Origin of the sequence: Rheinheimera sp. UJ51, from assembly GCF_020819615.1 — a bacterium.
Classification (GTDB): Bacteria; Pseudomonadota; Gammaproteobacteria; order Enterobacterales; family Alteromonadaceae; genus Alishewanella; species Alishewanella maricola.
Window position 1 is genome coordinate 142,316 of sequence record NZ_JAJHOG010000006.1, and the last position, 27,000, is coordinate 169,315.

Sequence of the window (27,000 nt, forward strand, 5' to 3'; positions counted from 1 at the left end):
TATCACTAACACGCCTTAGCGCTTTCGCTTTGGCGTGTTAGGCCGATAGGCATCTTGCGCTTTTCGATATTAAGAGGCCGCGTATGACAACTTCTTCTGCACTTATCGCTGTTAGCGAACAACGCTGTTTTGGTGGCAAACAACTGCGATTTAAACATCAATCTGCGGTGCTGCACTGCGAAATGCAATTTTCAGTATTTTTACCGCCGCAAGCAGAGCAACACAAGGTACCTTCACTGTATTGGTTATCAGGTTTAACCTGTACCGACGAGAATTTTTCCAGCAAAGCCGGGGCGCAGCGTGTGGCTGCAGAGCTTGGGCTGGCGCTAATCATGCCCGATACCAGCCCTCGTGGCGCCGATGTTGCTGATGATCCAGATGGGGCTTATGACTTTGGCTTAGGGGCCGGCTTTTATGTTAATGCCACTGAAGCGCCTTTTGCTGCGAATTATCAGATGTATGATTATATTTTGCAGGAATTACCGGCACTGCTGCAGGCAGAGTTACCACTGAGCGCGGCTAAAGCAATCAGTGGTCACTCGATGGGCGGGCACGGTGCTCTGGTCATTGGCCTGCGTAACAATGCCGAGTATCGCAGTATTTCTGCTTTTTCACCCATTTGTCATCCGATGAATTGTGCTTGGGGCCAAAAAGCGCTGCGCGGTTATCTCGGGGCCGATGAAACAAAATGGCAGCAATACGACGCTGCTTATTTGCTGGCGAAGCAGGGCAGTCAGCTGCCGATTTTAGTTGATCAGGGGCTCAGTGATAACTTTTATCCGGCACAGTTGCAAACCGACAGCCTGGTTAAAGCCGCAGAGCAAGCAGGCGTGGCCGCTGAAATCCGTTTGCAAGCAGGCTATGATCACAGCTACTACTTTATCGCCAGTTTTATCGAGCAGCATTTGCGCTTTCATGCCCGTCATTTAGGCTTAACTGGCGCTTAGCGAGCTTTGTTTTATGAGCAGTGACGGTATCGTGTTATGCCGTTACCCTCACTGGCTTCCTGGGCTAGCGGTTTCTAGTTAATCCCCACCGTTAATGGGCCTTGCACACTGGGTATTAGCAACAACATGTCGTCACTGCACCGGCGATTTTTCAGGCTAGTGCATAACAAAGCGCAGTGCACTGCTACCTTGTTGCCGTTCATGCTGGCATAATCGGTAAACGTTAATAAACCCAGCCAGGAGCACCTTATGAGCTATAAAGATAACAACGTTTTCGCCAAAATTTTACGTGGTGAATTACCCTGTTTTAAAATTAATGAGGATGAACACAGCTTAGCCTTTATGGATATTATGCCGCAGGCGGATGGTCATGCTTTAGTGATCCCCAAATACCCGGCAGAAACATTGGCAGAACTTCCTTTAGATTATGCTGCTCCTTTGCTAGCGACGGTGCAAAGAGTGATGGCTGCGCAAAAAACGCTGCTAAAAGTGGAAGGCATCGTCTTAATGCAACTCAATGGTACTGCTGCGGGGCAAACGGTGCCGCATTTGCATTTTCATCTGATCCCAACGCATTTAAGCGAATTAAAACGCCACGGTACTGAGCAAGGTGATATGGAGCATATCAGAGCGCAAGCAGCTGAATTGGCAAAGTTATTAACGCAATAAGCGCAGATTAACCGCAGTGGCCATCGCCAAGGTAAGCGGCTAACTCAGGTGTAAAAATACGGAAACCACTGATGCAAAAGCAAACGGGCATACTACTGGCTTTAACGCTGCTGTTAGGCAGTTGTACTCATCAAACCGAACGGTTCACACCTGCAACGGTAACAACGGGCTTGCAGCTGCAAATTATTCATATTAATGATACCCACTCACAATTTGATGCCTCACCCGCTAAGTTATTTGGGGCGGCAGAGCAGCCGCTTTATACCTTTATTGGTGGTCATCCACGGGTACTCAGCCATGCGCGCACCTTACGCCAGCAAGCTGCCAATGAGGGGTTGAGTAGTTTATTTTTACATGGTGGTGATGCCTTTAAAGGCAGTGCATATTTTGAATTGTTTGAGCATGAAATTAATATCGACATTCTTAATCGCATGCAGCTGGATGCGATGGCGCTGGGAAACCATGAATTTGATATCGGCCTTGAGAAATTAGCGCAATTTGCCAACCAAGTTAATTTCCCGGTGTTAGCCGCTAATGTCGATAGCCGCGCCGAGCCGCGTTTAGCGAAGGTCGAGAATTTAAAGCCGTTTCAATTATTTCGTTTAGTAGATCAGCAATGGCAACCGACCTCTTTACCGATTAACCCTTATGAACCGGTGCTAGCGGTGTTTGGCTTGGCGCTTGAGGATATGCGCGCCATGGTGCCTGATACCGGCGCCTTAGTCTTTGCCGATGAAGTCGCGTCTGCCCAACAAACGGTAGATTATTTACAGCAACAGGGTGTCAAACATATCGTGGCGTTAACCCATTTAGGGCATCAGCGTGATCGCACCTTGGCCGCTAAGGTAAATGGTATTGATGTGATTGTTGGCGGGCATTCGCATACCTTACTTGGCGATTTTCGGCAGTGGTCGCTAGGCCAGCAAGCGCCGTACGCCGAGCAAATTCGCAATGCCGATGGCAAGGCCATCACCTGCGTTGTGCAAGCCGGACAGTTTGCGCAAGCCGTCGGTGCTTTAACGGTGAGCTTTGATCGGCAAGGCCAAATCAATCGCTGCGATGGGCAAAACACCTTACTGGCCAGTAAACAGTTATATCACTCGGCTTTGCGCCAAGCCGATAGCCAGCTACAGGGCGAGCCACTGGCCAAGCAATTAGGTTTTATTGCCACGTTAGCGCGCACGGCCATTACTGAAGAAGATGCTAACTTACGCCAAGTGCTGGATGAGGTTTATTTACCTGCCGTGCAACAGGCCTATGGGCAGCAAATCAGTGCACTGGAGCAAACCCTTTCCCATGTGCGTTTACCGGGTACGGGTGGCAGTGACCAACACGGCTCGCTTTTAGCGGCGCATATCACCGATGGCATCCAATATTGGTTAAATAGCCGTGCGCGCGCGGAATTGGAGCAACCGGTTGATTTTACTTTGCTGGGGGCGGGCAATATTCGCAGTGATTTAACCGCCGGTGCCGTGTTCGAAGGGCATATTCGTTTAGAAGTATTGCCCTTTGCTTCTGCGCTCAGTGTTTTAACCGTAAGCGGAGCCGATGTGCTGGCATTATTGCAGCAAACCATCAGCGCTACCTTACCGGCCGGTGCGCATGCTGGGAAGTTTCCGTACAGCAGTCATTTACGATATACCGCAACAGAGCAAGCGGATGGCCGTTTAGTGTTTACAGATGTTGCGGTATTACAACAAGGGCAATGGCAAGCACTGCTGCCCGAGCGGCAGTATCGTCTTGCCACGACGGATTATTTAGCCAATGGCAATGATGGCTGGCATAAGCTGCAACAAGTACAACAAAACGGCAGCGATCGGCGAGATATTATTTTGCTGAACGGTCAGCCAAAAGCGTTTGCGGTAACACGGGTGCGCGCCGAGCAAGATGCCAGTGGTAAAACAGCTTATGTACCGGAATACGCACAAGCGGCTGGCTTACCTTGTCAGCAAAGTAACGCGGATTGTAAAGTACCGGCCGAGGCGTTTATTCGTTATCTGCAAGCTTATCCGGCGCTATGGCAACAGACAAGGCCTGCAACGGTAACGCTTCAGCGCGCGCCATAGGCGCTTCGCTTGATGGTTGCGCAGAGCGATGGCCTGAACTGAGCGCTCTTATTCCAACTTGGAATAGCGAAGAAGAAAATCGAACTTTATTGTTATTGAGTTTTCGCCGTAAGATACGCTTTTAGGCGTAGCTTAACCTACTGCGCCTGCTAGGGGGTTGTCCAGCTGCAGAGCTGGCCGCGAAGAGGCTGCAATGAGTATCCATATTGAACAGATCAGTAAACGTTTTGGGCAATTTCAGGCGTTAAACCAGATTAATCTGCAACTGAATACCGGTGAGCTCACGGCGCTACTAGGCCCGTCTGGCTCGGGTAAAACCACCTTATTACGAATTATTGCGGGCTTAGAGCAGGCCGATAGCGGCCTTATTCGCTTTAATCAGCAAGATATTAGTCAGCAACATGTGTCTGAGCGCGGTGTTGGGTTTGTGTTTCAGCATTACGCCTTGTTTAAGCATATGACGGTGTTTGAAAACGTGGCTTATGGTTTAACGGTGAAACCGAAAAAACTGCGGCCAAGCAAAGCGGACATTGCAAAAAAAGTGCATAACCTGCTCGAGTTAGTGCAACTAGGCTGGACTGCCGACCGCTATCCAGCGCAATTATCCGGTGGGCAACGCCAACGCATTGCCTTAGCGCGAGCACTCGCGGTAGAACCCAAAATGTTGTTATTAGACGAACCTTTTGGTGCGCTCGATGCCAAGGTGCGCGCTGAGTTACGCCGTTGGCTGCGCCGTTTACATGACGAGATCCATGTAACCAGTGTGTTTGTTACGCACGATCAGGAAGAAGCACTAGAGGTTGCGGATCGTATCGTAGTGATGAACCAAGGCCAAATTGAGCAGCACGGTACGCCTGAGCAAGTGTATGATCATCCGGCCAATCCGTTTGTGTATGAGTTTTTGGGTAATGTCAATTTGTTCCATGCTAGGGTTAATCAAGGTCAAACCCATATTGGCAAAGCCGCGATGCCCGCGCCAGAGCATAGCAGTGCTGCTGAGCAGGCCGGTTTAGCGTATGTCAGGCCGCATGAAATTGATGTCTTTAATCATCCGCAAACTGATGCGATACCGGTAACCATTGATTTAATTACGGTGGTAGGGCCGACAGTGCGCTTAGAAGTACAAGCGACGGAGCTGGCACAGCTGGTGCATATTGAACTGCCCAAAGCGCAATTTAATACGCTGAATTTAGTGACCGGAGCGCCAGCCTGGATCCAACCTCGGTATAGTAAAGTGTTTTTAGGCGAAGGTATTTAATACCTTACCAACACCATGGCCTGCTAGGCTGATGGAGGTTGGCTAGACTTTGCGTTGTCGTGCTGTGCTTGTTTGTGAGTGTTCCGTAAATCTCGATAAACCGCTGCGCGCATTAACAACATGGCACTGACTGGGGCCGTGAGCAGTACAAAAGCGCTGATTAACAGTTCATGCAGCACAGGTCGCAGCCCTAAACCGCTAAAATACAGCATCGACGCCAGCACAAAACAGGTGGTACCAAAAGTAATGCTGATCGCCGGGCCATGGATGCGCTGATAAAAATGCGGTAGACGCACTAAGCCTAAGGTACCAATTAAGGTGATCAGGCTACCGGCAATTAACAGCAAGGCCACCGGTACTGCGATCCACGCTAGGATCGACTCGGCTAATTCAATCATTCGATCACCTCTCCACGTAATAAAAACTTCGCTAAGGCCAAGGTAGAAACAAAGCCAATTAGAGCAATTAACAATGCGATTTCGAAATACAACACGCTGCCAAAACTGATACCGAGCACCAGAATAAATAGCATGGCTACCATCCATAAAGTGTCTAAGGCTAACACCCGATCCTGAGCAGCGGGGCCACGGATCAAGCGAATACCACAGCAGAGCATGGCAAGCAGTAAACAAAATTGGCTAAAATATAATGCCACTGTCAGTAACAGGCTCATTGGCTTGCCCCTTCAAAAATCTCGATCAAAGGTTGTTCATAGCGCTGTTTAATGGTGTCTATCCACCAGGCTTCATCATGTAAATCAAATACATGTAAAGATAACTCATGTGTATCTGGCAGAATTTCTACCCAAACGGTGCCAGGGGTTGAATTAATAATACACGATAAAACGGCAAGCCCGGTGACATCCCTTAAATGCAATGGCACACGAATAAATTGCGAATTCAGTTGATGTTGGCGCCGAAATAAAATGATGCGGCTGACATTAATACAAGAACGGACAATTTCAGTAGCCGACCATGCCAGTAAACGAAATAGTACCCAAGGCTTGCGAATACGCGAGCCTTTAATGGCTAACGGCGCACAATACATAGGGATAACCCATGCGAGCAGGCCGCCTAAAAGCAGTTGAGAAAGGGCCAATGATTGATTAAGTAATAGCCATATCACGATTAAGCTAACCGATAACAATGGGCTAGGCAGCAGTTTATTCATGGTGCCTCCTTGCGTGTCGGTAAAGTGCTTAAGACCTGCTCGATATAACGTTGTGGATGTTGTAAGTCAGCAGTAATACGCTCCAGTAAGTTATGTAGCGGCTCAGCAAAAAAAGCTAAGCTAATACAAAGCACTAACAGCAGTAGCACGGGGCCTGCTTCATTTAATTTTAAGCGCGGGCTGGTGGTGGCTTGTGCTGTCCAAAAGCTGCGCACGCCAAAGCGCATAAAGGCAATAATAGCGGTTAACCCTGCCAGCATGAGCAAAATAAGCAACAGCCAATGGCTTAAGCTAAAGGGTAGCTGCAACAGATGATGCAAGATATTAAACTTGGCGATAAAGCCCGATAGTGGCGGTAAGCCTGCAATAATAAGCGCGCAGGCTACAAAACTCATACCTAAAAAGGCCATTGCCGCCGGGATCGCCACGCCAGCTGACTCCTGCTTTTCTTCCTCTGGGGCAAAAAACTCCATACTCAATGCAAACACGCTATCGGCCGGCGTGTAGATCCGTTCAATCAATTCAGTTAACAACACAAAAGCGGTTACCGCTAAAGTAGAGCTGATCAAATAAAACAGCATGGCACTGAGCATACTCGGCTCGGCTAAGCCTAATAAGGTTAACAATAAGCCTGAAGATATCACCGCACTGTAACTGGCTATGCGACTGGACTCCTGTGACGCGAGTAAACCCAGCGCGCCAAAAGCCAAGGTCATTAAGCCGGCATAAAGTAGGAAATCAGCAGCAAAACCGGCTGAGGCACCGCTATTGCCACCAAATAAAAGGTAATACAGCCGCAGCAGAATATAAATACCCAGTTTGGTTAAAAAGACCAACATGGCGGCCACTGGCGGGGATGCGGCCGAGTAGGTCGTCGGCAACCAAAACCCAAGAGGCCAAATGGCACTTTTTGTTAAAAAAGCCACCGCCAGCATGGCAGCACCCGCGTGCAGTAATTGCCGTGGTTCGTCCGCTAATGTTGGCATTTTCGTCGCTAAATCGGCAAAGTTTAATGTGCCAGTTGCAGAATAGACTAAAGCAATACCCAGTAAGAAAAACACCGCCGCCAACAGATTCACCACGATATATTGCATACCGGCGCGGATCCTCGTGATGTTGTAACCGTGTAATAACAGCCCATAAGATGCGGCGAGCATCACTTCAAAAAACACAAATAAATTAAATAGATCGCCGGTGAGTAAGGCGCCATTAATACCCATTAATAAAAACTGGAACAAAGTATGAAAATGCACACCTAAACGCGCCCAGCGACTATAAGAAAATATTAACGCGGCATTGGCCAGTAATGCCCCAACTAATAAAAATAGCGTAGCCAAACGATCACCGACCAGCACAATACCGAAAGGCGCAGCCCAGTTAGCCGACAATACCACCAGCAAGCCTTGTTCGGCGGGGGCGCTATCGGTGATACCCAGCAGCAGGACGGCCAGAAAAAATAGCAGTAGGGTACTGGTTTGATTAATAAAAAACTTAAGTTTGTGATGGCGTTCGTTTATTAGCAGTAGCAAGGCGCCGGTAAATAACGGCAACAAGATCGGTAATACGATGATCTCGGCTAAAAGCAAACTCATTCGTCATGCTCCTGCTCTTTACCATCGACGTGATCGGTACCGGTTAAACCACGAGAGCCTAATAACACCACCAGATATAACGCCGAGGTCGCAAAGCCAATCACAATGGCAGTGAGTACCAAGGCTTGCGGCAACGGATCGGCATACAGCCCTTCGATAAAACTGACGGCTTCGCTGGCAAAAGCGGGACGATTGACCTGAATTTTGCCGGTAATAAACAGAAATAAATTCACCGCATAAGACAACAGTAACAGGCCAATAATCACCTGAAAGCTGCGTGGCCGTAGGATCAACCAAATACCTGAAGCGAACAAAATGCCGATGCTAGTTGCTAAAATCAGTTCCATTAACGGCGCTCCTCTGCGGTGTCTGTCTCTGTTTTAATACCCGGGATACGATGGCTGCGCACAGCTTGGTGGGCGATAGCGATTAAGATCAGCATGGTGGTGCCAACCACTACTGCAAAGATGCCCAGATCAAAAAACATCGCACTGGGTAAATGCAGCTTGCCCAGCAGGGGTAAATCGAGGTGCAAGGTATGCGTGGTTAAAAACGGATGGTCAAAATACCAAGCCATAGCCCCGGTTAGTGCCGCTAGCACTAAGCCAAAACTGAGCCAGCGGTGCGGTTGTAGTTTGAAGCGGGCTTCAACCCAGGCCGTGCCAGACAGCATATATTGAATAATTAACCCTACCGAGAAAATCAGCCCGGCAATAAAGCCGCCGCCGGGTAGGTTGTGGCCACGTAAAAAGAAGTAGGCGACCACCAGCAAAATAATAGGTAACAGCAAGCGTAAATAGACGCCTGGGATCTGTAAATAACCGCTGATGGCTTGTTCACTGGGCAGTTGTGAATAAGCCGGGTCCAGAGGATTGCGTTGTTGCGGTGGGATCTTAATGCTCTCAATAGCAGGGCGAAAACGTCGCAGTAGGGCATAGACCGTTAATGCCACGATGCTTAATACCGCAATCTCGCCCAGCGTATCTAAACTTCGATAATCCACTAACAGTAAATTGACAACGTTGCTGCCGCCGCCCTCAGGTATGGCTTTTTCTAAGTAAAAACGACTTAAGGTGGCGTTATCTGGCTGGTGCAAAATAATATAACTGATAACAGCTAAAGCAGTACCAGCACTGATGGCAATGATTAAATCGCGAATGCGGCGTAACCGATCGCGTGCCGATGCCTGTAAATTCAGTTTTTTCGCCGCAATACGTGCCGGCAGCCAGCGTAAACCGAGCAGTAATAATACCGTGGTGACGGTTTCCACCATTAGTTGTGTTAAGGCTAAATCGGGTGCCGATAACCACAAAAACGTGACACTGGTGGCGATACCCGTACCCCCCACTAAAATAAGGGCGGCTAAACGGTGAAATTTTGCCTGCCAGGCCGCCGCAATGGCACAGCTACAGCCCACTAACCATAACAATGCAAAAGCCAAACTGAGCGTGTCGTTTGGCCAACTGACACTGAGTGTTGGCCAAGCTGATAACAGCCATATCGATGCCGCTAACCCCGCTAAAATCATCCATATTAATTGCGGTTGTAAGCGGCGGGTACTGAGCTGCCGCTCTAAGCGTGCGGCGCTGGCAGCGAGGATCAGCATCGTCGTTTCATAGGCCGCTTTACCATTTAAGCGATGCAATAACGGCACCCGATCACGCTGATGCAATTGGCAGTAACGGCTGAGCCAAAAATAAAAACTGATACCGCCAACAAAGGCCAATACACTCATTACCAGCGGCAGGTTAACGCCATGCCAAATGGCTAACGAGTATGCGGGTAGGGCTTGACCCAACACTGATTGTGCGGCGCCGTGTAACACCGGCCCGATACTTAATTCAGGTAAGATCCCCACCACAAAACAGCACAGCACTAAAAACTCGACCGGAAAGCGCATCCAGCGTGGCGGTTCATGCGGGTTGGCTTTAACCGTTTGCACTGGGCCAAAAAACACCTGAATAAAGCGTAGCGAATAAGCCACACCAAAAATCCCCATTAACACCGCCGCGGCCGACATCCACCAATTTGAGCTTGAGCCGACTAACAACGCCTCGGCAAAGAACATTTCTTTGGATAAAAAGCCATTTAACAACGGCACACCCGCCATCGCTGCGCTGGCCACGATGGCTAACGTGGCAGTGTAGGGTAACACGTGGCGTAAGCCACTGAGCGCGCGCATATCACGACTGCCGCTTTCATGGTCAATGATACCCACGGCCATAAATAACGAGGCTTTAAAGATGGCATGATTTAACGTGTGGAAGATAGCTGCCACCATGGCTAAAGGCGTGCCGATGCCCAGTAAGCAAACAATCAGGCCAAGATGACTAATAGTCGAGTAGGCCAGTAGGCCTTTTAAATCATGTTGAAAAATCGCCAAAAAAGCACCGACCAACATGGTACAGACCCCAGCAGTGCCGATGATCCATGTCCATTCTGGTGTGCCCGCGAGCACCGGCCACAGTAACATCAATAAAAAGATGCCTGCTTTAACCATGGTAGCCGAATGTAAAAAGGCCGAAACCGGCGTGGGGGCGGCCATGGCATGCGGTAACCAAAAGTGAAATGGAAATTGTGCGCTTTTACTTAAGGCTCCTATTGCCACTAACAGCACTATAGCCAAGTACCAAGGATGTGCCTGAATGACCGTGCTGGCTTGGCGCACCTGATCCAAGTCGTAGCTGCCCGCGACATGGCCAAGTAATAACACGCCAATAAATAAACACAAGCCACCAAAGGCGGTAACGGTAAAAGCCATTCGAGCACCACGGCGAGCGTCGGGTCGATGATGCCAATAACCAATTAATAAAAAGGAGGTAAGACTGGTTAACTCCCAAAACATCACCAGCTGTATTAAGTTGCCAGATAACACGATACCTTGCATCGCGCCCATAAAGGCCAACAGAAAAGCGAAAAACCGCGGTACCGGATCTTTAGGTGACATATAGTAGCGAGCGTAAACCACCACGAGTAAACAGATCCCTTGGATCAACGCCGTAAACAGCCAGGCTAAACCATCAAGCCGAAACACCAAGTTTAAATCGATAGCCGTGAACCAAGGGATTTCTTGGCGTAAACTCAGCCCTTCGGCAATAACCGGATATTGAGAAAAGGTCAGCAGCAAACCACTCAGTGCAATCAGTGCGGCAAACCAGGCTTCGCGGTTTCGCGCATGTGCAGGCATAAAGGCCGCGATAAGCGCGCCGATAAAGGGCAGTAAAATCAGTAACAGTAGCATTTCGCTCCTTGCAAATATCTGCTGTTAAATAAAGAGTATAGAGAGTAGGTATTTACGCCCGCAAAGGCATTGACCTGTCTTTGCCACTAAGGTGTTGCCATCTTAGCATTACTGGCTGCCTTTTCAGCTTAGCAATGTTTAAAAATACCGATAAAAAGCCTCAATCTGAGGGTATTAGCGCCAATTTCGTGTTTAGCTTTGCCATTTTAACTAAAACGCTTATTCAAGCCGTTGCAGGCGCCATTGTAAAACGGCTTTGACGATGAGCGTGGCAATCGCCATCAAGGTTAATAAAGCGGCGGCAATAAAGGCTCCCGTCGTATTGTAATCTTGCTGCAATAACTCGATATGCAAGGGTAAGGTATTGGTTTGGCCGCGTATCGTACCTGAAACGACGGAGACCGCACCAAACTCACCGACCGCACGCGCGTTAGTGAGGATTACGCCATATAACAGTGCCCAACGAATATTCGGAAAGGTAATATGCCAAAACACTTGCCAACCACTGGCGCCTAGCAACACCGCGGCTTCTTCTTGTTCGGTGCCCAGAGTAGACATTAAGGGCACGAGTTCTTTCACCACAAAAGGGCAAGACACAAACACGGTGACCATCACTAAGCCTGGCCATGCAAACATCAGCTGCATATCGGCGGCGTCTAGCCACTGGGCAAAAGGACCGTTGCTGCCATAAAGCAATAAATACAATAAACCGGCGACCACGGGTGACACCGCAAAAGGAATATCTATCAGCGTTAGCAATAAGCGGCGGCCAGGAAACGTAAAACGGGTGACACACCACGCAATTAAGGTACCAAACAGCACATTAATGGGCACGGTTAAACCTGCCACTAATAAGGTTAAACCGATGGCATGCAACATATCCGCATCTTGCAAATTCTGCCAAACACCGTCAACGCCAGCAGCAAAGGCGGCGATAAAGATAAAGATCAGTGGCACCAACAGCAGCAGCACACTTAAGGTCATGCCGGTACCAATTAGCCACCATTTTAAGGGCTGTTTTACCTGAGCCGTCATTTTAATGCTCCAGTAATGTGTTGATAGCGCTGCTGAATACCATTAATAATAAATAACAATAGTAATGAACTCAGTAACACCACACTCGCAATCGCCGCGGCAGCAGCATAATCAAACTCTTGTAAGCGTACAAAGATCATCAAAGACGTCACTTCTGTCTGCCAGGGTAAATTACCTGCAATAAAAATAACCGCGCCAAATTCTCCTAAGCTGCGGGTAAACGACAAGGCGGTGCCGGTTAATAAGGCGGGTTTAATTTCCGGTAAGATCACCCGAGTAAACGTTTGTAATGGGCTTGCCCCCAGCGTCGCCGAGGCTTCTTCGTATTCCGGGCCAAACTCTTCTAAAACGGGCTGAACGGTGCGTACCACAAAAGGCACGCTGGTAAACAGCATGGCGATGACAATACCCAACCAGGTATAAGACACCTTGATATCCCATAGCGCAAAATATTGGCCATACCAACCTTGGGTAGCAAACAATGCCGCCAAGGTTAAGCCGGCTACCGCCGTGGGTAAGGCGAAGGGTAAGTCCATTAAGCCATCAAGTAACAGCCGCCCAGGAAAGCGATAGCGCGTTAAGATCCAAGCCATCAACAAGCCAAAAAACAAATTCAGTATGCTGGCCACTAAGGCGGCCGATAGTGTGACTTGGTATGTTGCCACCACGCGGGGATCGCTAATAATGGCCCAATATTCGGCTAGGCTAAGTTGCGCTACTTCCATCACCAAGCCGGTTAATGGCAATAAAATAACCAAACCGATAAAAAATAGACTGCTGCCTAAGCTAATGGAAAAACCTGGTAACACTCTTTTGGTTTGGTAATCAGCCATTAGTTACGGCGTCCTTCAGCTAAAATTTTATCCAGTTCTGCGTTACTGCCAAAGTGCTGCTTATTCACTTGCTCCCAGCTACCAAATTGCTGTTCAACGGTGAACAATTCCGTTGCTGGAAATTGTGCTTGGCTGCTAGCTTGCACTTTTGGGTGATGTACGCGATAGAAGTAACTCGCTAACACCTGCTGGGCTGGCTCAGAATATAAAAAGTTTAAATACGCTTTTGCTTGTGCAGTGGTGCCATTACGCTCAACATTTTTGTCGATCCAGGCTACCGGGAACTCCGCTAAAATATTGGTTTTCGGTACCACGCGTTCCAGTTGTAACTCGGGGTATTGCTTGATGATGTTGTTCACTTCCGATTCAAACGTAATCAGCACATCGCCTAATTGCCGCTCAACAAAAGAGGTTGTGGCGCCGCGACCACCGGTATCGAACACGACTACGCGGCGTAAAAAATCGACCATCCAATTTCGCGCGGCTTGATCATCAGCAAGCCGCAACTTGGCTGCACCGTAGGCCCCTAAATAAGTGTAACGGGCATTGCCAGAGGTTTTTGGGTTAGGAAAGACTAAGGCGACATCGTCTTTAGTGAGGTCGGCCCAATCTTGAATATGCTTTGGGTTTCCCTTACGTACCAAAAAAGCCATGGTGGAGTAGTAAGGTGAGCTGTTATTGGCCAGCCGATCACGCCAATTCTGCGGCAGTAACTTACCGCGCTGGTACAAAATATCGATGTCGGTACTTTGGTTAAAGGTGACAACATCCGCCCGCAGCCCTTGAATAATGGCTTGCGCTTGGCGTGAAGAGCCGCCATGCGATTGATTAATGGTTAATGTTTCACCGCTCTCAGCTTGCCAGTGCGCCACAAACAACGGGTTAATTTCAGCAAAGAGTTCGCGGGCGATATCATAGCTGCTATTGAGCAACTCTTTAGCCACTAACGCCGGACTTAATACACTGCTGCTAAGCACCACAGCCAATAATAGGTTACGCATTGTCATTCACTCCTTCATGATCAGGGGTGTTAGTTTAATATGCGTATTGGTTACTACAAGAGAGTTGGTAATGCCATTTTGTTATATAGCATAGTTAGAAGCTATATGCTGTTGGTGGTACAGCTTTTGTCTGAACACTTTTCAGAGCTGTAATTGTTTAAATGATCATAGCCTATCTGCTTGGTGATGTTGCTAATCAATTAATATTAAGCACTTTTTTACTAAATTAACTGCGTAATCATAAAGGCCGGCTTAATACATTAGGTACAGAGAGTAGAACATTTTCTTCAGACGGTTTAACCGATTCTTTTTACCAGGTACATAAAACAATGGCCTTTAAACTATTGCGCCATTTGCAAATAAAAAGTAATGATTTAAAGTTAATAAATTAACAATTTTGGCAAAGCCCATCCTGACAGGATGAAGGTGTTTGTTCAGTAAGCATGGCACTGTTAATGATGAATGCTTTTAAGCAAAGCTCAGTTTTAATCATTTGAGCAGAACATGATTGATCAAAAACGTTGTTATGAAACATGTTTTGTCTTATGTCGTTATCTTAACGACAGGTCCGCGCGTATTGGCTGCATTATGGTTTTCTCTATCATGTTAAATTCAAAAGGAATGCTGGAATGAAATCAATTAAATTAAAGTCCTTACTGATAGAATTTTTCATAGCAGGATTATCGGTAATGATAACTTTTGCACTAATGATTAATTCAGGCATTGATTTGAGCCAAGCTAACATTTTCTCATTTGATACGTTTTCTATTTATGTATTTGCTTTGATCGCTATTTGCCTGCATTTTTTCAGAAAAATGCTCACTAACTTGACTAAACTTATCAGTATTTTTGTCACATCTCAGGGATCTGAAAAAAACTAACTAGAAAATGGCATACGGTTGTTAAGGGGAGGGTTGTTCAGATGCCCTGTGTTGTTGTTTTATTAATGAGATGGTAAAAAAATAGTATTGAGCTATATTATTTACTTTATTAACTAAAAACCAACAAGTGTGTCGATCTATTGGGTTTAACGGGTAACATTAACCTGCGAGTTCAACAGTTAGTACTTAGTCGCAAGTTATGATTTCTGGGGCATCAGCATGAAAATATACTGGTCATTTAATCATATTCCTGAGCTTTCCCATTTATCAGCAAGTGAAAAAAAACGGTTATGGCAAAAAGCTTCCTCAAGATGTTTGCAAAGTTGGCTCGGGTGGCTTGGGCTGATTTTCTGTGGTCTTAGTGGATCTTTGGGCGCTGATATAGGGGAAATGTATGAATTAAAAATGCTTGGTACTGTACTAGGTGGCGCCACCGGTGGTCTTATTTATGCTCAAATTGTTACCTATTTAGCGGTAAAGCATCATAAAGAACTTTTGGCAGAGCCACGTTCTTCACATGACCCTGAAACTTAAGCAGACGCTATTGTTGTCAACGCTAGCCGTTCGTGACGCGGTTTATCTGCACCGTGAGCCGCAGTGTTATTTTTGGCTGTTTAAGAATGGTTATAACTGCCCTAATCGATAAATAAGCAAGGCTGATTTTTCGATGTTTTTGCTTAAACTTGTCAGATCGGCCGTTTCATTTTGAGTGTGAGCACCTGCGCCCATTAAACCTAGCCCATCAAGTGCCATGGCTACATGGTTTGCAGCAAATGAGATATCGGCCGCACCGGCATTGCGTGGGTTGGCAGCCAACACTGTGTTGTAGCCTAAATCTTCACTGGCTTTGCTGTACATGGCCAATAACTTTTGATTGCCTTCAGTCATTGCCATGGCGGGGTAGCCGTCTGCAAATTCAAGCGTCGCTTTGCTGCCATTTAAGTTATGACTAACAATACGTTGCATTGTTTTTTTGGCATCTTCTTCTTGTGTGGGGGAAAGCGCCCGAAGATCACCGGCAACATAGACTTTTTGGGCGATAACATTACTTTTTCCGAACGCCGTTGCGGTTGAATGGGCATTGTCGAAATCGGCTTGAGTGCCGCCAACTATCAGTCCTGGGTTAAAGGTTAAATTAGGCTGCGCAGCGAGTTGTTCTCTAAAGCTATTTAAAATGCGAGAGGCTTCATAAATAGCGCCAAAACCCACGGTGTCACTAAATATTTGTGACGAGTGAGCAGCTTGTGCTTCCACGGTAAGAGTCCAGTCGATATAGCCTCGCCGCGCGACCATAGCGGTTTCAATATTGTTATCCGCATTCTCATAGCCCAGGGCTACATCTGCCCAGATTGCCGCATCGACGATGGCTTGCTTCGATAAATTCAATGGCTGGCCGCTGCTTTCCTCATCGCCGGTGAGTAACACCTTAATGCTGACATTGTTAAGCAAATTGAGTTCGTGCAGGCTTTTAAGGGCAGTAATAATAATCGTATTGCCACCCTTCATGTCGGCAACACCCGGGCCGGATGCCAATGTCGGACTAAGTTGTGTGTAGGTGTTAAAGTTATCGTTTTCGGCGAATACGGTATCAAGATGGCCAATCATCAGTATTTTTATGGCATTGGGATTGTTGCTTTTGCGTGTTGCCAGCACATGGCCCGCGCGGTTAAAAGCACTGCCATCCAGCCATTCTACTGTAAAACCAATAGCGGTTAATTGTGTAGTGGCTAACTCGCCAACCTTTTTAACACCCGCAAGATTCAGCGAACCACTATTAATATTGACGGCTTGTGCTATCTCTTGTAATGCCTGAGGCAGATGCTGTGCAACCTGTTTAACGATTTGTTGCTCGTTTTTATCAAGCTTCGCATAGCAGGTTAAAGGAAATGTCGTGGCAAGCGCAATAATGAGTACATGGCTAAATTTTAAGAATGACATGGCAGCCTAATTAATCAGCAAGAGTGAGCTGAATATGCAGTAAAACGTCTCGATATTCAATACAAAAACCTCATAAATTAAAGGGGTTTAAGCGTAATCATCAGCCGGTTTGACGGTTTAGGGTTATATGAGATGTTTCACACACATGCCATTAGTGAATGTGTGTGAAACAGATAAGGTTAGTGCATTTTACTGCTACAGCGGTAAAGCGTTGTACGCTGATGTTTATTCGTTACTCGATTTGAGCACACCAATGCGATCGCCGCCAAAAGTGCCGAACCAAAGCTCATTATTGACTTCGAGCGCCATAGTCACATTACTAAACTGGGGTTGCGCTGCTGACTGCGCCATAATTGTCGTGCTCATGGTTGTGGGCTCGGTGGCAATGGCCATAAAGCCACGTGGACAGCTGGCAAACTGCATAAATTCAAACACCGCATTAGGCTTAATATTGCCGCAGTCTGTATCACGAAGTTTCAGGCCGGCGGTGAGCAGTTTGCCATCTTGGCCCCAGCGTAAGTTATCTGGCACGATCGGCAATATTTCGCTGCTTCTGAGTAATCTAGCCGGTTGCGTATTGCTAAAGGCCATCACTTTCAGATCGCCGGAAGAGGCAACATAAAACTCTTTGCCATCAGCAGACACTTCAATGCCATTTGGATAACGCATTTCAGTACCTTTAACGGCAGTAAACTGCGTATCGCCAGGTGACCAACGAAACACTGATCCAGTTGATTCTAGAGTAAACAAATCATTAATATCTACGCCATCTCGTAGTGGCAGGGTGGCCAATAAAGCGCCATCCGCTAGCGATGTTACACTGTTTGCGGCAACTCCATCTGGCGTGAGTATGCAGCCTACCCAGGTAATCAGAGGCTCCTGCTGCCGTGTATCAATTTCAAATACTTCAATAGCTTCTCGTTCGCCATGACCTACCACATATAACATGGATAAGTTTTTGCTGATTTTGCGTACATTCAGTCCATGGCCGGTAAAGGCATTGGGATTTGGCGAGCCGGGGCATTTTGCGTACATGGCCATATTTTGCTTGGCTACGGGTGTTGTGCCTGGGTAGAAACTGCGCCAAGCTTTGCTTTGTGCGTTGATCAGATACAGGGCGTCTTTGCCAGCAAAGCCGCTGGCGATAACCCAATCGCTATCTGGTAACCGCAATAAGTCTTCTGGGCTGGCGAGGCCACAAATAAATTGATACTGACCATTGGCCTCGCATGTTGTCTCTGACGCGTGTATCGGGTTGGGTGTTAGCAGTAACAGTGTGCTGCTGAGTAGCAGGCTAAAGTAGCCAAATGCCATTAGATTACGTTTCATGCTTATTTCCTTATTCCGTTTATGCGGTGTTATCAATAGGCGGCTGAAAACAGTAAGAGCGAAAAGTGATGCACGCTCTTCTTCACGTAAACAGTCTTGTGAGCATTTAATCTAAGGAATACGTTAGTGACAGTCAGAAAGAGAGGAGAGCACTAACACGATAGGTGTGTTTGCTGCTGATGGTGATACTGCGAGTAACGGGGCGGTAAACGCTTTTAAGCCGCTTAAATCACCCTACAGATTTGTACAATAAACCATCAATTCTTGCTGTGCAACTGTAAAACCTAGCACGAGAATGGTCCAGCTATAGGTGTTGATTGAGTGCGAACTATTTTTTATGCCGCAAAGCGCGTTAAAGGCGAGTGGTTTTCTGGCTAGTATAGGCTGTGCACCGTTCTTACTCGTCACTAAACACTGCACGGTCACGCCCGTTAGCTTTAGCTAAATACAGCGCCTCATCGGCACGTTTTAACCAGCTATCTTCCGTGGTACCTGGCAGCCATGGTGCTACGCCAAATGACACGGTGATTTCTTGGCCATCAGGTGTTTTTAACGCGCCTTTAATCGCCGTTCTCAGATGTTGAATAAAGGTGTGATGCTGCTCATTGATTTGCGGGATCAATAACACAAATTCTTCACCACCGAACCGATACAGCCGATCATATTGCCTTATTTGCGACGTGGTAAAAGCCACAAAATCTTTGAGTACCTGATCGCCGACCGCATGGCCAAATCGATCATTGATAGCTTTAAAGTAGTCCAAATCGAGAATGGCTAACAAGGGTTTGCCACCGTTACGTTCTGCGGTTGCTAGGGCGGCTGTTATATCCACGCTCATGGCTCGGCGATTAAAGGCGCCGGTAAGTGCATCGACTGTATTGAGGGTTTCCAATAAGCTAAATTGTTTAGCGCTATGGCTGGCATAAACAAAGGAGCTTAGAGACAACATTAAAATGGAAATAATGTACGAGTCGAGTGACACAATCACAAAAATGTCGGAGAGCAGCGCCAGCGCAATACCGGCGAGCATATTAATACTAAAGGCTTCTATCGGCTTAACTAAAATAAAAGTACTGGCGAAAACCGGGTAGATCCATAAAAAACTGTCTATACCATTAGCGCTGCCAATGGCAACAACCCCGGCATTAATAAAGATGGCAATGATGATGCTGACCATACGAATATGCAAGCTGAAATAGGCATAAGCAACTAACACGATAATGCCCAAAACCAGCGTGATATCGATGACCGCTGCTATCATGTTACCTTCTAGGTAACGTATTACGGCGAAAGGTAAAACGCCCAGCACAGCAACCACACCAAGTAACAACAGCAACGACAGTTGATATTTTTGCTGTAACTGATTAATCATAACCGTCTCGTTTAAATGAAATGAGTATATTTATCACTTTGCATATTAACATGAAGAAAACGTTATTATTATTTTATCTTCCTTCAATACGTGCAGTGCGGTTATCAATACTTTTTCAGTTTATCGAAGCAAAAACCTGCGCTAGTTGGTTATTGCGATCAGTTTAGTGTTCAACTGACAAGCATGATTTTGAAACCTACCGAGTTGTTAACGGATTGTATTGTTGCATTTGCCATCCTTAACTGTAATATGTTGTTAATAAATTTTTACGGCAGTTCAGAGGGTGCTCAAGCCCCGCGATAGCTCGGGCGGCAAGTTTGTGTTTATGCACACAGCAAGCTGCCTTCAGCTTGCACAGTTCTGTGTCGGTAATACGCCAGCGGCGTTAAGCATTTAGCATAAAGCATATCAGTGAAACAATTTAAGCCGAAGTTTGGCGTCATAAATCAAAAACTAGAGGGAATTAGTGATGAAAAAAGTCGTGTGTTTAAGCGTGTTAGGTGTGCTTTTAATCGGTTGTAAAGCCAATGATTCGGTACAAGGTACTGATCACGCCGCCTCACTGGCTGGGCTGAATTATCTCAATCTGACGGCTGAAGATAAAAAAGATTTATTAGATGAATATTGGATAGCCGAAAAAAAACAAGAACCACGTTATCCGCTTGATGCTGCGTTTAACCAGCTATCAGGTTGTGTCGATATGCTTGTGGGTATTGATAAAGACGGCAAAGCTACAGCGGTATCGATTATCACATCTTTTCCTAAGGGCATTTTTGATGCAAACGCAATAGAAGCGTTATCGCATTGGCAATGGGTCGCCAGTGCTAAAAACAGTGCTAAACAACCGGTGTTAACTTCAATCCAATTTGATTTTACGGTCAGTGGTTCTAAAAACCTGACTAAGGCTGAGCAGCAATGCAATTATGTGCATACAGTTGATTAGCTTTAAAACAGTCGTGTCAGCAATGCCCAGTAGGGTCATCGTCAGCGCATCATATTGGGGATTTCAAAATAGCGCATATTCGATGCGCTATGATCATTAAGAACGGCTGGCGGTCACTAGGCTTTGTAAGTGTAAGATAATCGCCTCAGATTCATACAGCCACTGCGTTTCACCCAAGTCATCTTTGATCTGCAAACAAGGTACTTTCACTTTACCTCCACCGCTGAGCAGTTGTTGCCGGTACTCGGCATGGTGCTGTGCGTCACGTTTTTGGATGTTTAAGCCTAAACGGGCCATCTCTTTGCGCACTTTAATGCAAAAAGGGCAGGCGGCAAATTGATACAGCGCCAATTGCTGGCAGGCTTGAGATAATTGTTGTTGTTGCTCGGCGCTATGAGGCATAGGGCTTGGGGTGCTGAGTTTTTCAGCCAGTAACATAACAGGGGTTAATACCAAACGAATAAAGCGAAAAAATAAACGGATGATCACACGCATAAACAACTCTGCTGCTCGTCATTGAATAAAAAATAGTGGCGCAGCATAGCACAATTTAGCGGTTTTTTGCTTTAACGAAATAGCACCACGATGCCTTGGCGATACAGCGGCCAGGCTAAACTTAAACCGCGTAATAACATAAATAGCGACAAGGCTAGCCAAAGCGCATGATTATTTAAATTTTGTAGCAGCAGGTAGCACAGCACAAAGCCACTAAAGGCAAGCAACATACTGTTTCTCATCGCGCGTGCTTGAGTTGCCCCAATATAAATGCCATCAAGCAAGTAGCCCCAAACGGCTAACAGTGGTAGTCCAATTAGCCAAGGCAGATACAGGTTTGCTTGCTGTTGCACCGCGGTAATAGAAGTTAAGCTGCTAATAATCGTCGAGCCTGCCAGCCAAAACAGCGCGCTGAATAGCATCCCTAATAACCATCCCCAGCCCGCCAAGATCTTAAGCAACAGCCGCAACTCGCTTTGATCTTTTGCACCAACCGCTTTACCTGTCAGTGCTTCTGCGGCATAGGCAAAGCCATCTAAGGCATAAGATACCAGCATTAAAAAGGTGATCAGCACTGCATTTGCCGCAACTATAGTATCGCCAAAACTGGCACCCCGAAAAGCGATAAATACAAACACCAGTTGTAGGCATAGGCTGCGAATAAAAATATCGCGGTTTAAAGCAAAGAGTCGGCTATAACCGTCGGTTGAGAGCAGTTGCGGCCAGTTTAAAGTGCCCAGTTGCTGTTGTCGCCATAAGCGGCGCACCAAGTAAAGCCCAACGGCCAGCGTACTGTAATCGGCCAAAACTGATGCTGCCGCGACACCACTGACTTTCCAGTCAAAGCCTAAGACAAATAACAGATCAAGCAAGATGTTAATGGTTTGATTCAGCAGTAGTAGCCACATGGGATAACGGGCGTTTTGCAGGCCCAAAAACCATCCGAGTAACACCATATTCAGCAGGGCGGCAGGGGCGCTCCAAATACGGATCTGAAAATAGATCTCAGCCTGTGTTAACACTTCCGTGCTCGCACTGCTGAGCTTATAGACGATTGGCATTACCCATGGATGCACGATTAACAAAAGTATCGCTAAGCAGAGCGCCACTAAGCCTGCTTGCAGTAAACTTTGGCGCAAAGCCTGTTGGTTATTGCGGCCTAAAGCTTGTGCCGTCAAACCGGTGGTGCTCATACGTAAAAAGCCGAGTAACAAAAACACTAAGCTAATTAAACTGCTCCCCAGCGCCACACCGCCCAAATACCATGCCTGTGCTAAATGCCCTACCACGGCGGTATCGACCAACGATAGTAATGGGATGGTGAGGTTGGAGGCAATCATGGGCAGTGCAATCAATAGCACTTGCTTTTGTTTAGGATGCTGTAAATTTAACAACGCTGAGGCAACTTGCTGCTGTTCATATTAGGGCCGTTCCTATCATTCATAAGACTTAAAACGCTTGGCGTTTAAATTTGGTTTCTAAAATGACCGACGAGGTGGTACGTTCAACGCCTTCTAAATTACCAATATCATCAAGTAAATGACTCAGTTGCTCAGTACTCTGAGCTTGCACAATCGCAATTAAATCGTACTCGCCACTGATGGCATAAAGAGCGGCTATTTGTGGAATGTGTTTCAATTCGTTATTGGTACGTGCTGTCAGCTTTTGTTTCACTTTGATGCTAACGTGTGCTGCCACTAAACTGGCTAACCAGTTTTCGCCCACCTCAACGGTATAGCCTTTGATCACGCCGGTTTCTTGCAATTTTTGCAAACGATTTTGCACCGTGGCGCGAGACAAGGATAAGGCTCGTGCCAGATCGGAAATACTCGCGCGTGCATCTTTTTGCAGCAGTGCGAGCAGTTTTTCATCTTCTTTGCTTATCACTTTGTATTATATCCTTAGCAAATTGCAATATAACTCTTTTATTCTGTTAAAAATGATACTGCAAAATGTCAGCTATGGCGAATATAATGGTATTACGACGAGTTACTGTTTTCTCGCTTATTCGCTGAGGCTATGTGTATGTTATTGATCCGACCGATTACGACGGCTGATTTTGCCGCCTTAAAACAAATTGCGGTGGAATCCGGCCCTGGCTTTACCTCTTTACCGGTGCATGATGAGCGTTTACAACACAAAATTGCCCATGCTTCGCACAGTTTTAATGTGGATGTTTCTGCACCAGGCGATCACGGCTATTTATTTGTGTTAGAAGACTGCAGCACAGGTGAAATCGTCGGTACCACCGGTATTGAAGCGGCCGTTGGCTTACATACACCGCTGTATCACTTTCAACAAAACACCGTGATCCATCACAGCGCAGAGTTGAATGTATTAAACCAATTAAAAACCTTGACGCTATGTAACGACTACACCGGTGCATCAGAAATTTGTACTTTATTTTTACGTGAAAGTTATCGGCGTAATCATGCTGGGCGCTTTCTGTCTAAGGTGCGGTTTTTATTTATGGCCGAGCATCCGCAGCGCTTTTCTGACATCGTGATTGCCGAAATGCGTGGTGCCACCAATGCCGAGGGCAAGCCGCCTTTTTGGAATTGGTTGCAGAACTTGTTTTTAACCATCGACTTTCCTACGGCCGATAAACTGATTGGTGTCGGCAAAAAGGCTTTTATTGCTGAGTTGATGCCGCGTCATCCTATTTATGTTGGCTTACTGCCTACTGAGGCGCAGCAAGTGATTGGTCAGGTGCATGAAAATACTAAGCCAGCGTTAAAAATGCTGGAAAAAGAAGGCTTTAAGCATCGGGGGTACATTGACTTGTTTGATGCTGGCCCAACGGTAGAAGCCCGCTTACAAGATATTCGTTCGGTCGCGTTAAGTCGCCGTGTACCGGTGACCATTAAAGAAGTGCGTGGTGAGCGCACTTTAGCTGTGGCGAACACTGCCCTGAGTGAGTTTAGAGCCAGTTTTGGTAAAAATGCCCAGTTTGATGAACAACAACAACAGTTACAGATCAGCGCAGAGTTAGCCGCCGCCTTGCAATTGGCCGAAGGTGATTTTGCACGTTTTATTAATTTAGATTAATGTCGGTGCAGCCGCGTTTGTTACTATCAACACACGCGGCTGTGCCAGCCTAGCCATTAGTGGGAGTTGCAATGCATACTTGTGTAAAAAGCTTATTTGAAAATTTATGGCAAAATTACCTGACGGTAACGCCATCAGCTCGTCAAGTGCACCAGTTGTTGGGGTCATCACAAAAAGATGATGTGATTAATGACCATATTGCGCTACGTACCTTTAATTTACCGAAAGTCAGTTTAGATAAGCTAGCAGCGCATTTTCTGGCGCTGGGCTATACCGAGTGTGGTGAGTACCATTTTGAAGCTAAAAAGCTTTATGCCAAGCATTTTGAACATGCGGATACCAGCCTACCGAAAGTGTTTATTTCTGAATTGTTATTAGATAAGTGTTCTGCTTCGCTGCGTGAGACGATCACCGCATTAGTGGCACAGATCCCTGACGATGCAGTAACGGCGGATAACTTTTTATACTCGGGTACGCATTGGCAAATTGACAGCGCCACCTATGCCGCTTTATTAGCCGAGAGCGAATACGCAGCATGGACCGCCGCTTGGGGTTATCGCGCAAATCATTTTACGGTTAACGTGAATGATTTACAGAAGTTCGATAGCCTAGAACAAGTGAATGAAGCGTTAAAAAGCGCCGGATTTTTATTGAATACGTCAGGCGGCGAAATTAAAGGTACGCCAGAGGTGTATTTAGAGCAATCTTCAACGTTAGCCGATATTGTGCCGGTACAGTTTAGCGATGGTGAAGCGCAGATCCCAAGCTGTTTCTATGAATTTGCTCGCCGTTATACACTGCCCAATGGCAAGCTGTATACCGGTTTTGTCGCGGCTTCAGCCGACAAGATTTTTGAAAGCACCAACGCCCGCTAAGCATTGGGTTTACGAATAAGGCCCCGCACTATGCTCTGTAGTGCGGGGCTTTTTTTAGCGCGGTGCAAAGCCTGACGGTTTGTTAATTTTACTGGGTAAATTCAAATAACTTTGTTAGTCTAGACCTTTGTAATAGTGAGATGGCCGCTGTGACTGAATATGAGAAAATGCTTAATGCTCAATGGTATAACCCATTAGATAAAACCTTACGTGAATTGCGTTTAGCCACTCGACAGCTGTTATATAAATTTAACAAAACCTCGCCTGAACAAGTGAAAATTCGACGCACGCTGCAACAGGATTTATTTGCTGAAGTGGGCCGTGATGTCTTTATTGAACCGCCTTTTTTCTGTGATTATGGTCAGCACATTCGACTGGGCGATAAAGTGTTTTTTAACTTTAACTGCGTGGTGCTGGATGTCGGTTGGGTGACAATTGGTAACAACGTGTTTTTCGGTCCTGCAGTGCAAATTTATACGGTGAATCATCCTTTAGTGGCAGATGAGCGGCGCAGCGGTATCGAGCAAGCGTTACCCATTAACATTGCCGATGATGTATGGATCGGCGGGGGCGTGATTATTTGTCCTGGCGTGAGCATTGGAGCAAGAAGTGTTATTGCTGCAGGCAGCGTTGTTACTAAAGATGTGCCTGCTGATGTTGTTGTGGCAGGTAATCCCGGTAGAGTGTTGCGCAGCTTAACTGCTGACACCGCCGCTGATACCCAGGTGCACCGTTAAACTTTTTGGCTCTATTACACGTAGTTAACGCAGATTATTTAAGGGAAGAACATTATGCGCTTTATTACCGCGCTGGGTATATGGATCACGCTTGCTATTCCGGGTATTTATGCCCCCTTTAGTGCAGCCTTTGAAATGGATCGGGTACATGTGGCCCTAAACCACCCAGCAAATGGCAGTATCATGATGCTGCAAGGCCAAAATCAATTACTGGTGTCTGGCTTTAGTCAATTCGAGCGTTGGTTAACCCTCGTGGAACTGGAGCAATATCAAACGTTAGCCGTGCCTATTCCAGCCAACGCGCAGTTTTTCAGTAAAGCGCGATTAGTCGGCTATGAGGCCGAGCAGTTGGTTTTTTTAACCGCTGACGGCATTGTGCATTACCAACAAGCCAGTGCCGGTTCATTATCCGCCGGGCGCTTTCAACCTTTGCTGGCCAGCAGTTCAATGTTTCGAGTGATTGATGAGGTGCGTTTACGCGAACGTCAATTTGCCCTTGATTTGGGGTCGGGCCGCAGCGACTTTTTGATTGCCGATTTTCAGCATATGCACCTGTATCGCCAGCAAGCGGATGGGCAGTTTGTGCATTATGCGTTACCCGTCAGCGCAAGAATACAAACCTGGGGCAATAATCGAGCGGATTATTCGGGCCGACGCCATTATGCAATAGACGTGGATCAAGATGGTTTATTAGATCTGGTGTTTGTGCAACAAGGCCGTTTTAGTGTGTTTTTGCAGCAAGCGGATGGCAGTTTCGCACTAGAGCCTTATTATCCCAGTTGGCCGGTGTTGCTATCAACCGAACGCCAAGCTGATCAACGCTCGGATGCGGGTCGCAGCTACTCGGGCCAAAATATCACCACCTTAGAAGATATCACCGATTTAGACGGGGATGGGCTGCCCGATCTGGTACTGAATGTGGAGCAAATAGCCGATGCCTTAGAGCGCAGCAGTCGCTTTCAAATCTTTTTTGGGCGAGCAGCGGATGATGGTGTCACTTATCCAACCGTCGCCGATACCGAAATCAGTATTGATTCAGTGCCTACAGAAGTGGTGATTGGCGATTTTAATGGCGATGGTCGAAAAGACTTTTATATTCCGACCACCAAGATTGGTGTCGGCACTATTGTACGTGTGCTGCTGCGCGGCAGTGCCAATTTAGATGTCGATTTTTATTTGTTATCTGAAAATCGGAGTTATGCGGCGAAAGCCGATTTTCGACAACAAGCCAAGATTGATGTTAGCATCAGTAATCTGCGCTTCGACATGCCGTTATTTAAACTGATTGATGTGAATGGCGATGGTCGTAAATCGTTGTTACTAGGCGAGGGGGGTAATGAATTACGCTTTTTTGCACCAGATGGCAGCCGTTTGTTTAAGCGTAATAGTGATAAAGTGCAGATGCCCTTACCTCGTGATGCCAGTCGGGTACAGGTTATTGATCTGAACGGGGATAACAAAGAAGATTTGGTTTTACCTTTCGATAGCTTAGATGATGCCGAGTTACGCAATCAACTGATTTTACTATTCAGCCGTTAAGCGCGGCTGACCTTTTTTGGGGCAAGCGTGC

The 27,000-nt window shown here is 46.7% G+C and carries 26 protein-coding genes; 11 read left to right on the plus strand and 15 right to left on the minus strand.

The annotated features are described in order from the left end of the window. Window positions 1–83: 83 nt before the first annotated feature. From fghA to LMJ53_RS09935, 4 genes are all read left to right on the plus strand, one after another. Complete coding sequence (fghA, locus tag LMJ53_RS09920) at window positions 84–947, plus strand: S-formylglutathione hydrolase (RefSeq protein WP_229585907.1); 864 nt, start codon at window positions 84–86, stop codon at window positions 945–947. Window positions 948–1,196: 249 nt separating this feature from the next. Beyond that, complete coding sequence (locus LMJ53_RS09925) at window positions 1,197–1,616, plus strand: HIT family protein (RefSeq protein WP_229585908.1); 420 nt, start codon at window positions 1,197–1,199, stop codon at window positions 1,614–1,616. A gap of 71 nt (window positions 1,617–1,687) precedes the next feature. After that, the gene (locus LMJ53_RS09930; RefSeq protein WP_229585909.1) at window positions 1,688–3,682 is read left to right on the plus strand and encodes a bifunctional metallophosphatase/5'-nucleotidase; all 1,995 of its coding nucleotides are present in this window, start codon (window positions 1,688–1,690) and stop codon (window positions 3,680–3,682) included. Between the two features lie 193 nt (window positions 3,683–3,875). Beyond that, window positions 3,876–4,940 (plus strand): sulfate/molybdate ABC transporter ATP-binding protein, encoded by a 1,065-nt coding sequence (locus tag LMJ53_RS09935; protein WP_229585910.1) that lies wholly within the window; start codon window positions 3,876–3,878, stop codon window positions 4,938–4,940. Window positions 4,941–4,963: 23 nt separating this feature from the next. Here LMJ53_RS09935 and mnhG read toward each other — a convergent pair whose 3' ends face one another. The 9 genes from mnhG to cysP form a co-directional block, all read right to left on the minus strand. Further along, a complete protein-coding gene (mnhG, locus tag LMJ53_RS09940; RefSeq protein ID WP_229585911.1) occupies window positions 4,964–5,338 on the minus strand; it encodes a monovalent cation/H(+) antiporter subunit G in 375 nt (124 codons plus the stop codon). After that, window positions 5,335–5,613, minus strand: coding sequence for a K+/H+ antiporter subunit F (locus tag LMJ53_RS09945; RefSeq protein WP_229585912.1), 279 nt, complete (start codon window positions 5,611–5,613; stop codon window positions 5,335–5,337). The genes mnhG and LMJ53_RS09945 overlap by 4 nt, the downstream gene beginning before the upstream one ends. Continuing rightward, window positions 5,610–6,110, minus strand: a complete 501-nt coding sequence (locus tag LMJ53_RS09950; protein WP_229585913.1) for a Na+/H+ antiporter subunit E — start codon at window positions 6,108–6,110, stop codon at window positions 5,610–5,612. Before LMJ53_RS09950 ends, LMJ53_RS09945 begins: the two co-directional genes overlap by 4 nt. Beyond that, entirely contained in the window at window positions 6,107–7,702 is a 1,596-nt protein-coding gene (locus LMJ53_RS09955; RefSeq protein ID WP_229585914.1) for a monovalent cation/H+ antiporter subunit D, read from the minus strand. Before LMJ53_RS09955 ends, LMJ53_RS09950 begins: the two co-directional genes overlap by 4 nt. Beyond that, complete coding sequence (locus tag LMJ53_RS09960; protein WP_229585915.1) at window positions 7,699–8,049, minus strand: Na+/H+ antiporter subunit C; 351 nt, start codon at window positions 8,047–8,049, stop codon at window positions 7,699–7,701. The genes LMJ53_RS09955 and LMJ53_RS09960 overlap by 4 nt, the downstream gene beginning before the upstream one ends. Continuing rightward, entirely contained in the window at window positions 8,049–10,943 is a 2,895-nt protein-coding gene (locus LMJ53_RS09965) for a monovalent cation/H+ antiporter subunit A (protein WP_229585916.1), read from the minus strand. The genes LMJ53_RS09960 and LMJ53_RS09965 overlap by 1 nt, the downstream gene beginning before the upstream one ends. Window positions 10,944–11,162: 219 nt before the next feature. Further along, window positions 11,163–11,978, minus strand: coding sequence for a sulfate/thiosulfate ABC transporter permease CysW (cysW, locus tag LMJ53_RS09970; protein ID WP_229585917.1), 816 nt, complete (start codon window positions 11,976–11,978; stop codon window positions 11,163–11,165). Further along, a complete protein-coding gene (cysT, locus tag LMJ53_RS09975) occupies window positions 11,975–12,811 on the minus strand; it encodes a sulfate/thiosulfate ABC transporter permease CysT (protein ID WP_229585918.1) in 837 nt (278 codons plus the stop codon). Before cysT ends, cysW begins: the two co-directional genes overlap by 4 nt. Then, the gene (gene cysP / locus LMJ53_RS09980; protein WP_229585919.1) at window positions 12,811–13,812 is read right to left on the minus strand and encodes a thiosulfate ABC transporter substrate-binding protein CysP; all 1,002 of its coding nucleotides are present in this window, start codon (window positions 13,810–13,812) and stop codon (window positions 12,811–12,813) included. The genes cysT and cysP overlap by 1 nt, the downstream gene beginning before the upstream one ends. Window positions 13,813–14,441: 629 nt before the next feature. Between cysP and LMJ53_RS09985 the strand changes: the two genes are divergently transcribed. After that, a complete protein-coding gene (locus tag LMJ53_RS09985) occupies window positions 14,442–14,693 on the plus strand; it encodes a hypothetical protein (RefSeq protein ID WP_229585920.1) in 252 nt (83 codons plus the stop codon). 219 nt (window positions 14,694–14,912) lie between these two features. Further along, the gene (locus tag LMJ53_RS09990) at window positions 14,913–15,227 is read left to right on the plus strand and encodes a hypothetical protein (protein ID WP_229585921.1); all 315 of its coding nucleotides are present in this window, start codon (window positions 14,913–14,915) and stop codon (window positions 15,225–15,227) included. Window positions 15,228–15,317: 90 nt separating this feature from the next. Here the strand turns inward: LMJ53_RS09990 and LMJ53_RS09995 are convergent, their stop codons facing one another. The 3 genes from LMJ53_RS09995 to LMJ53_RS10005 form a co-directional block, all read right to left on the minus strand. Beyond that, a complete protein-coding gene (locus LMJ53_RS09995; RefSeq protein ID WP_229585922.1) occupies window positions 15,318–16,631 on the minus strand; it encodes a M20/M25/M40 family metallo-hydrolase in 1,314 nt (437 codons plus the stop codon). Window positions 16,632–16,856: 225 nt separating this feature from the next. After that, a complete protein-coding gene (locus tag LMJ53_RS10000; RefSeq protein ID WP_229585923.1) occupies window positions 16,857–17,960 on the minus strand; it encodes an SMP-30/gluconolactonase/LRE family protein in 1,104 nt (367 codons plus the stop codon). A gap of 397 nt (window positions 17,961–18,357) precedes the next feature. Next, window positions 18,358–19,332: a GGDEF domain-containing protein gene (locus tag LMJ53_RS10005; protein ID WP_229585924.1), complete on the minus strand. Its 975-nt coding sequence runs from the start codon at window positions 19,330–19,332 to the stop codon at window positions 18,358–18,360. Between the two features lie 469 nt (window positions 19,333–19,801). Between LMJ53_RS10005 and LMJ53_RS10010 the strand changes: the two genes are divergently transcribed. Next, window positions 19,802–20,275, plus strand: coding sequence for an energy transducer TonB (locus LMJ53_RS10010; RefSeq protein ID WP_229585925.1), 474 nt, complete (start codon window positions 19,802–19,804; stop codon window positions 20,273–20,275). 96 nt (window positions 20,276–20,371) lie between these two features. Here LMJ53_RS10010 and LMJ53_RS10015 read toward each other — a convergent pair whose 3' ends face one another. The 3 genes from LMJ53_RS10015 to LMJ53_RS10025 all read right to left on the minus strand — a co-directional run bounded on the left by LMJ53_RS10015 (window position 20,372) and on the right by LMJ53_RS10025 (window position 22,657). After that, window positions 20,372–20,770: a glutaredoxin family protein gene (locus tag LMJ53_RS10015; protein WP_229585926.1), complete on the minus strand. Its 399-nt coding sequence runs from the start codon at window positions 20,768–20,770 to the stop codon at window positions 20,372–20,374. Between the two features lie 71 nt (window positions 20,771–20,841). After that, complete coding sequence (gene dinF, locus LMJ53_RS10020) at window positions 20,842–22,164, minus strand: MATE family efflux transporter DinF (RefSeq protein ID WP_229585927.1); 1,323 nt, start codon at window positions 22,162–22,164, stop codon at window positions 20,842–20,844. A 55-nt stretch (window positions 22,165–22,219) separates the two neighbouring features. Next, a complete protein-coding gene (locus LMJ53_RS10025) occupies window positions 22,220–22,657 on the minus strand; it encodes an Lrp/AsnC family transcriptional regulator (protein ID WP_229585928.1) in 438 nt (145 codons plus the stop codon). A 138-nt stretch (window positions 22,658–22,795) separates the two neighbouring features. Between LMJ53_RS10025 and astA the strand changes: the two genes are divergently transcribed. The 4 genes from astA to LMJ53_RS10045 all read left to right on the plus strand — a co-directional run bounded on the left by astA (window position 22,796) and on the right by LMJ53_RS10045 (window position 26,969). Beyond that, entirely contained in the window at window positions 22,796–23,818 is a 1,023-nt protein-coding gene (gene astA, locus LMJ53_RS10030; RefSeq protein ID WP_229585929.1) for an arginine N-succinyltransferase, read from the plus strand. A 71-nt stretch (window positions 23,819–23,889) separates the two neighbouring features. Beyond that, window positions 23,890–24,693: a DUF1338 domain-containing protein gene (locus tag LMJ53_RS10035; protein WP_229585930.1), complete on the plus strand. Its 804-nt coding sequence runs from the start codon at window positions 23,890–23,892 to the stop codon at window positions 24,691–24,693. 140 nt (window positions 24,694–24,833) lie between these two features. Next, on the plus strand, window positions 24,834–25,430 hold the full coding sequence (locus LMJ53_RS10040) for a sugar O-acetyltransferase (protein ID WP_229585931.1): 597 nt from the start codon (window positions 24,834–24,836) through the stop codon (window positions 25,428–25,430). A 54-nt stretch (window positions 25,431–25,484) separates the two neighbouring features. After that, window positions 25,485–26,969 (plus strand): FG-GAP repeat domain-containing protein, encoded by a 1,485-nt coding sequence (locus LMJ53_RS10045; RefSeq protein WP_229585932.1) that lies wholly within the window; start codon window positions 25,485–25,487, stop codon window positions 26,967–26,969. Window positions 26,970–27,000: the final 31 nt, after the last annotated feature.

Bases quoted from the DNA above. Each gene is read 5' to 3' on its own strand.
- fghA (WP_229585907.1), top strand. From the start codon at position 84: ATGACAACTTCTTCTGCACTTATCGCTGTTAGCGAACAACGCTGTTTT.
- LMJ53_RS09925 (WP_229585908.1), top strand. From the start codon at position 1,197: ATGAGCTATAAAGATAACAACGTTTTCGCCAAAATTTTACGTGGTGAA.
- LMJ53_RS09930 (WP_229585909.1), top strand. From the start codon at position 1,688: ATGCAAAAGCAAACGGGCATACTACTGGCTTTAACGCTGCTGTTAGGC.
- LMJ53_RS09935 (WP_229585910.1), top strand. From the start codon at position 3,876: ATGAGTATCCATATTGAACAGATCAGTAAACGTTTTGGGCAATTTCAG.
- mnhG (WP_229585911.1), bottom strand. From the start codon at position 5,338: ATGATTGAATTAGCCGAGTCGATCCTAGCGTGGATCGCAGTACCGGTG.
- LMJ53_RS09945 (WP_229585912.1), bottom strand. From the start codon at position 5,613: ATGAGCCTGTTACTGACAGTGGCATTATATTTTAGCCAATTTTGTTTA.
- LMJ53_RS09950 (WP_229585913.1), bottom strand. From the start codon at position 6,110: ATGAATAAACTGCTGCCTAGCCCATTGTTATCGGTTAGCTTAATCGTG.
- LMJ53_RS09955 (WP_229585914.1), bottom strand. From the start codon at position 7,702: ATGAGTTTGCTTTTAGCCGAGATCATCGTATTACCGATCTTGTTGCCG.
- LMJ53_RS09960 (WP_229585915.1), bottom strand. From the start codon at position 8,049: ATGGAACTGATTTTAGCAACTAGCATCGGCATTTTGTTCGCTTCAGGT.
- LMJ53_RS09965 (WP_229585916.1), bottom strand. From the start codon at position 10,943: ATGCTACTGTTACTGATTTTACTGCCCTTTATCGGCGCGCTTATCGCG.
- cysW (WP_229585917.1), bottom strand. From the start codon at position 11,978: ATGACGGCTCAGGTAAAACAGCCCTTAAAATGGTGGCTAATTGGTACC.
- cysT (WP_229585918.1), bottom strand. From the start codon at position 12,811: ATGGCTGATTACCAAACCAAAAGAGTGTTACCAGGTTTTTCCATTAGC.
- cysP (WP_229585919.1), bottom strand. From the start codon at position 13,812: ATGCGTAACCTATTATTGGCTGTGGTGCTTAGCAGCAGTGTATTAAGT.
- LMJ53_RS09985 (WP_229585920.1), top strand. From the start codon at position 14,442: ATGAAATCAATTAAATTAAAGTCCTTACTGATAGAATTTTTCATAGCA.
- LMJ53_RS09990 (WP_229585921.1), top strand. From the start codon at position 14,913: ATGAAAATATACTGGTCATTTAATCATATTCCTGAGCTTTCCCATTTA.
- LMJ53_RS09995 (WP_229585922.1), bottom strand. From the start codon at position 16,631: ATGTCATTCTTAAAATTTAGCCATGTACTCATTATTGCGCTTGCCACG.
- LMJ53_RS10000 (WP_229585923.1), bottom strand. From the start codon at position 17,960: ATGAAACGTAATCTAATGGCATTTGGCTACTTTAGCCTGCTACTCAGC.
- LMJ53_RS10005 (WP_229585924.1), bottom strand. From the start codon at position 19,332: ATGATTAATCAGTTACAGCAAAAATATCAACTGTCGTTGCTGTTGTTA.
- LMJ53_RS10010 (WP_229585925.1), top strand. From the start codon at position 19,802: ATGAAAAAAGTCGTGTGTTTAAGCGTGTTAGGTGTGCTTTTAATCGGT.
- LMJ53_RS10015 (WP_229585926.1), bottom strand. From the start codon at position 20,770: ATGCGTGTGATCATCCGTTTATTTTTTCGCTTTATTCGTTTGGTATTA.
- astA (WP_229585929.1), top strand. From the start codon at position 22,796: ATGTTATTGATCCGACCGATTACGACGGCTGATTTTGCCGCCTTAAAA.
- LMJ53_RS10035 (WP_229585930.1), top strand. From the start codon at position 23,890: ATGCATACTTGTGTAAAAAGCTTATTTGAAAATTTATGGCAAAATTAC.
- LMJ53_RS10040 (WP_229585931.1), top strand. From the start codon at position 24,834: ATGGCCGCTGTGACTGAATATGAGAAAATGCTTAATGCTCAATGGTAT.
- LMJ53_RS10045 (WP_229585932.1), top strand. From the start codon at position 25,485: ATGCGCTTTATTACCGCGCTGGGTATATGGATCACGCTTGCTATTCCG.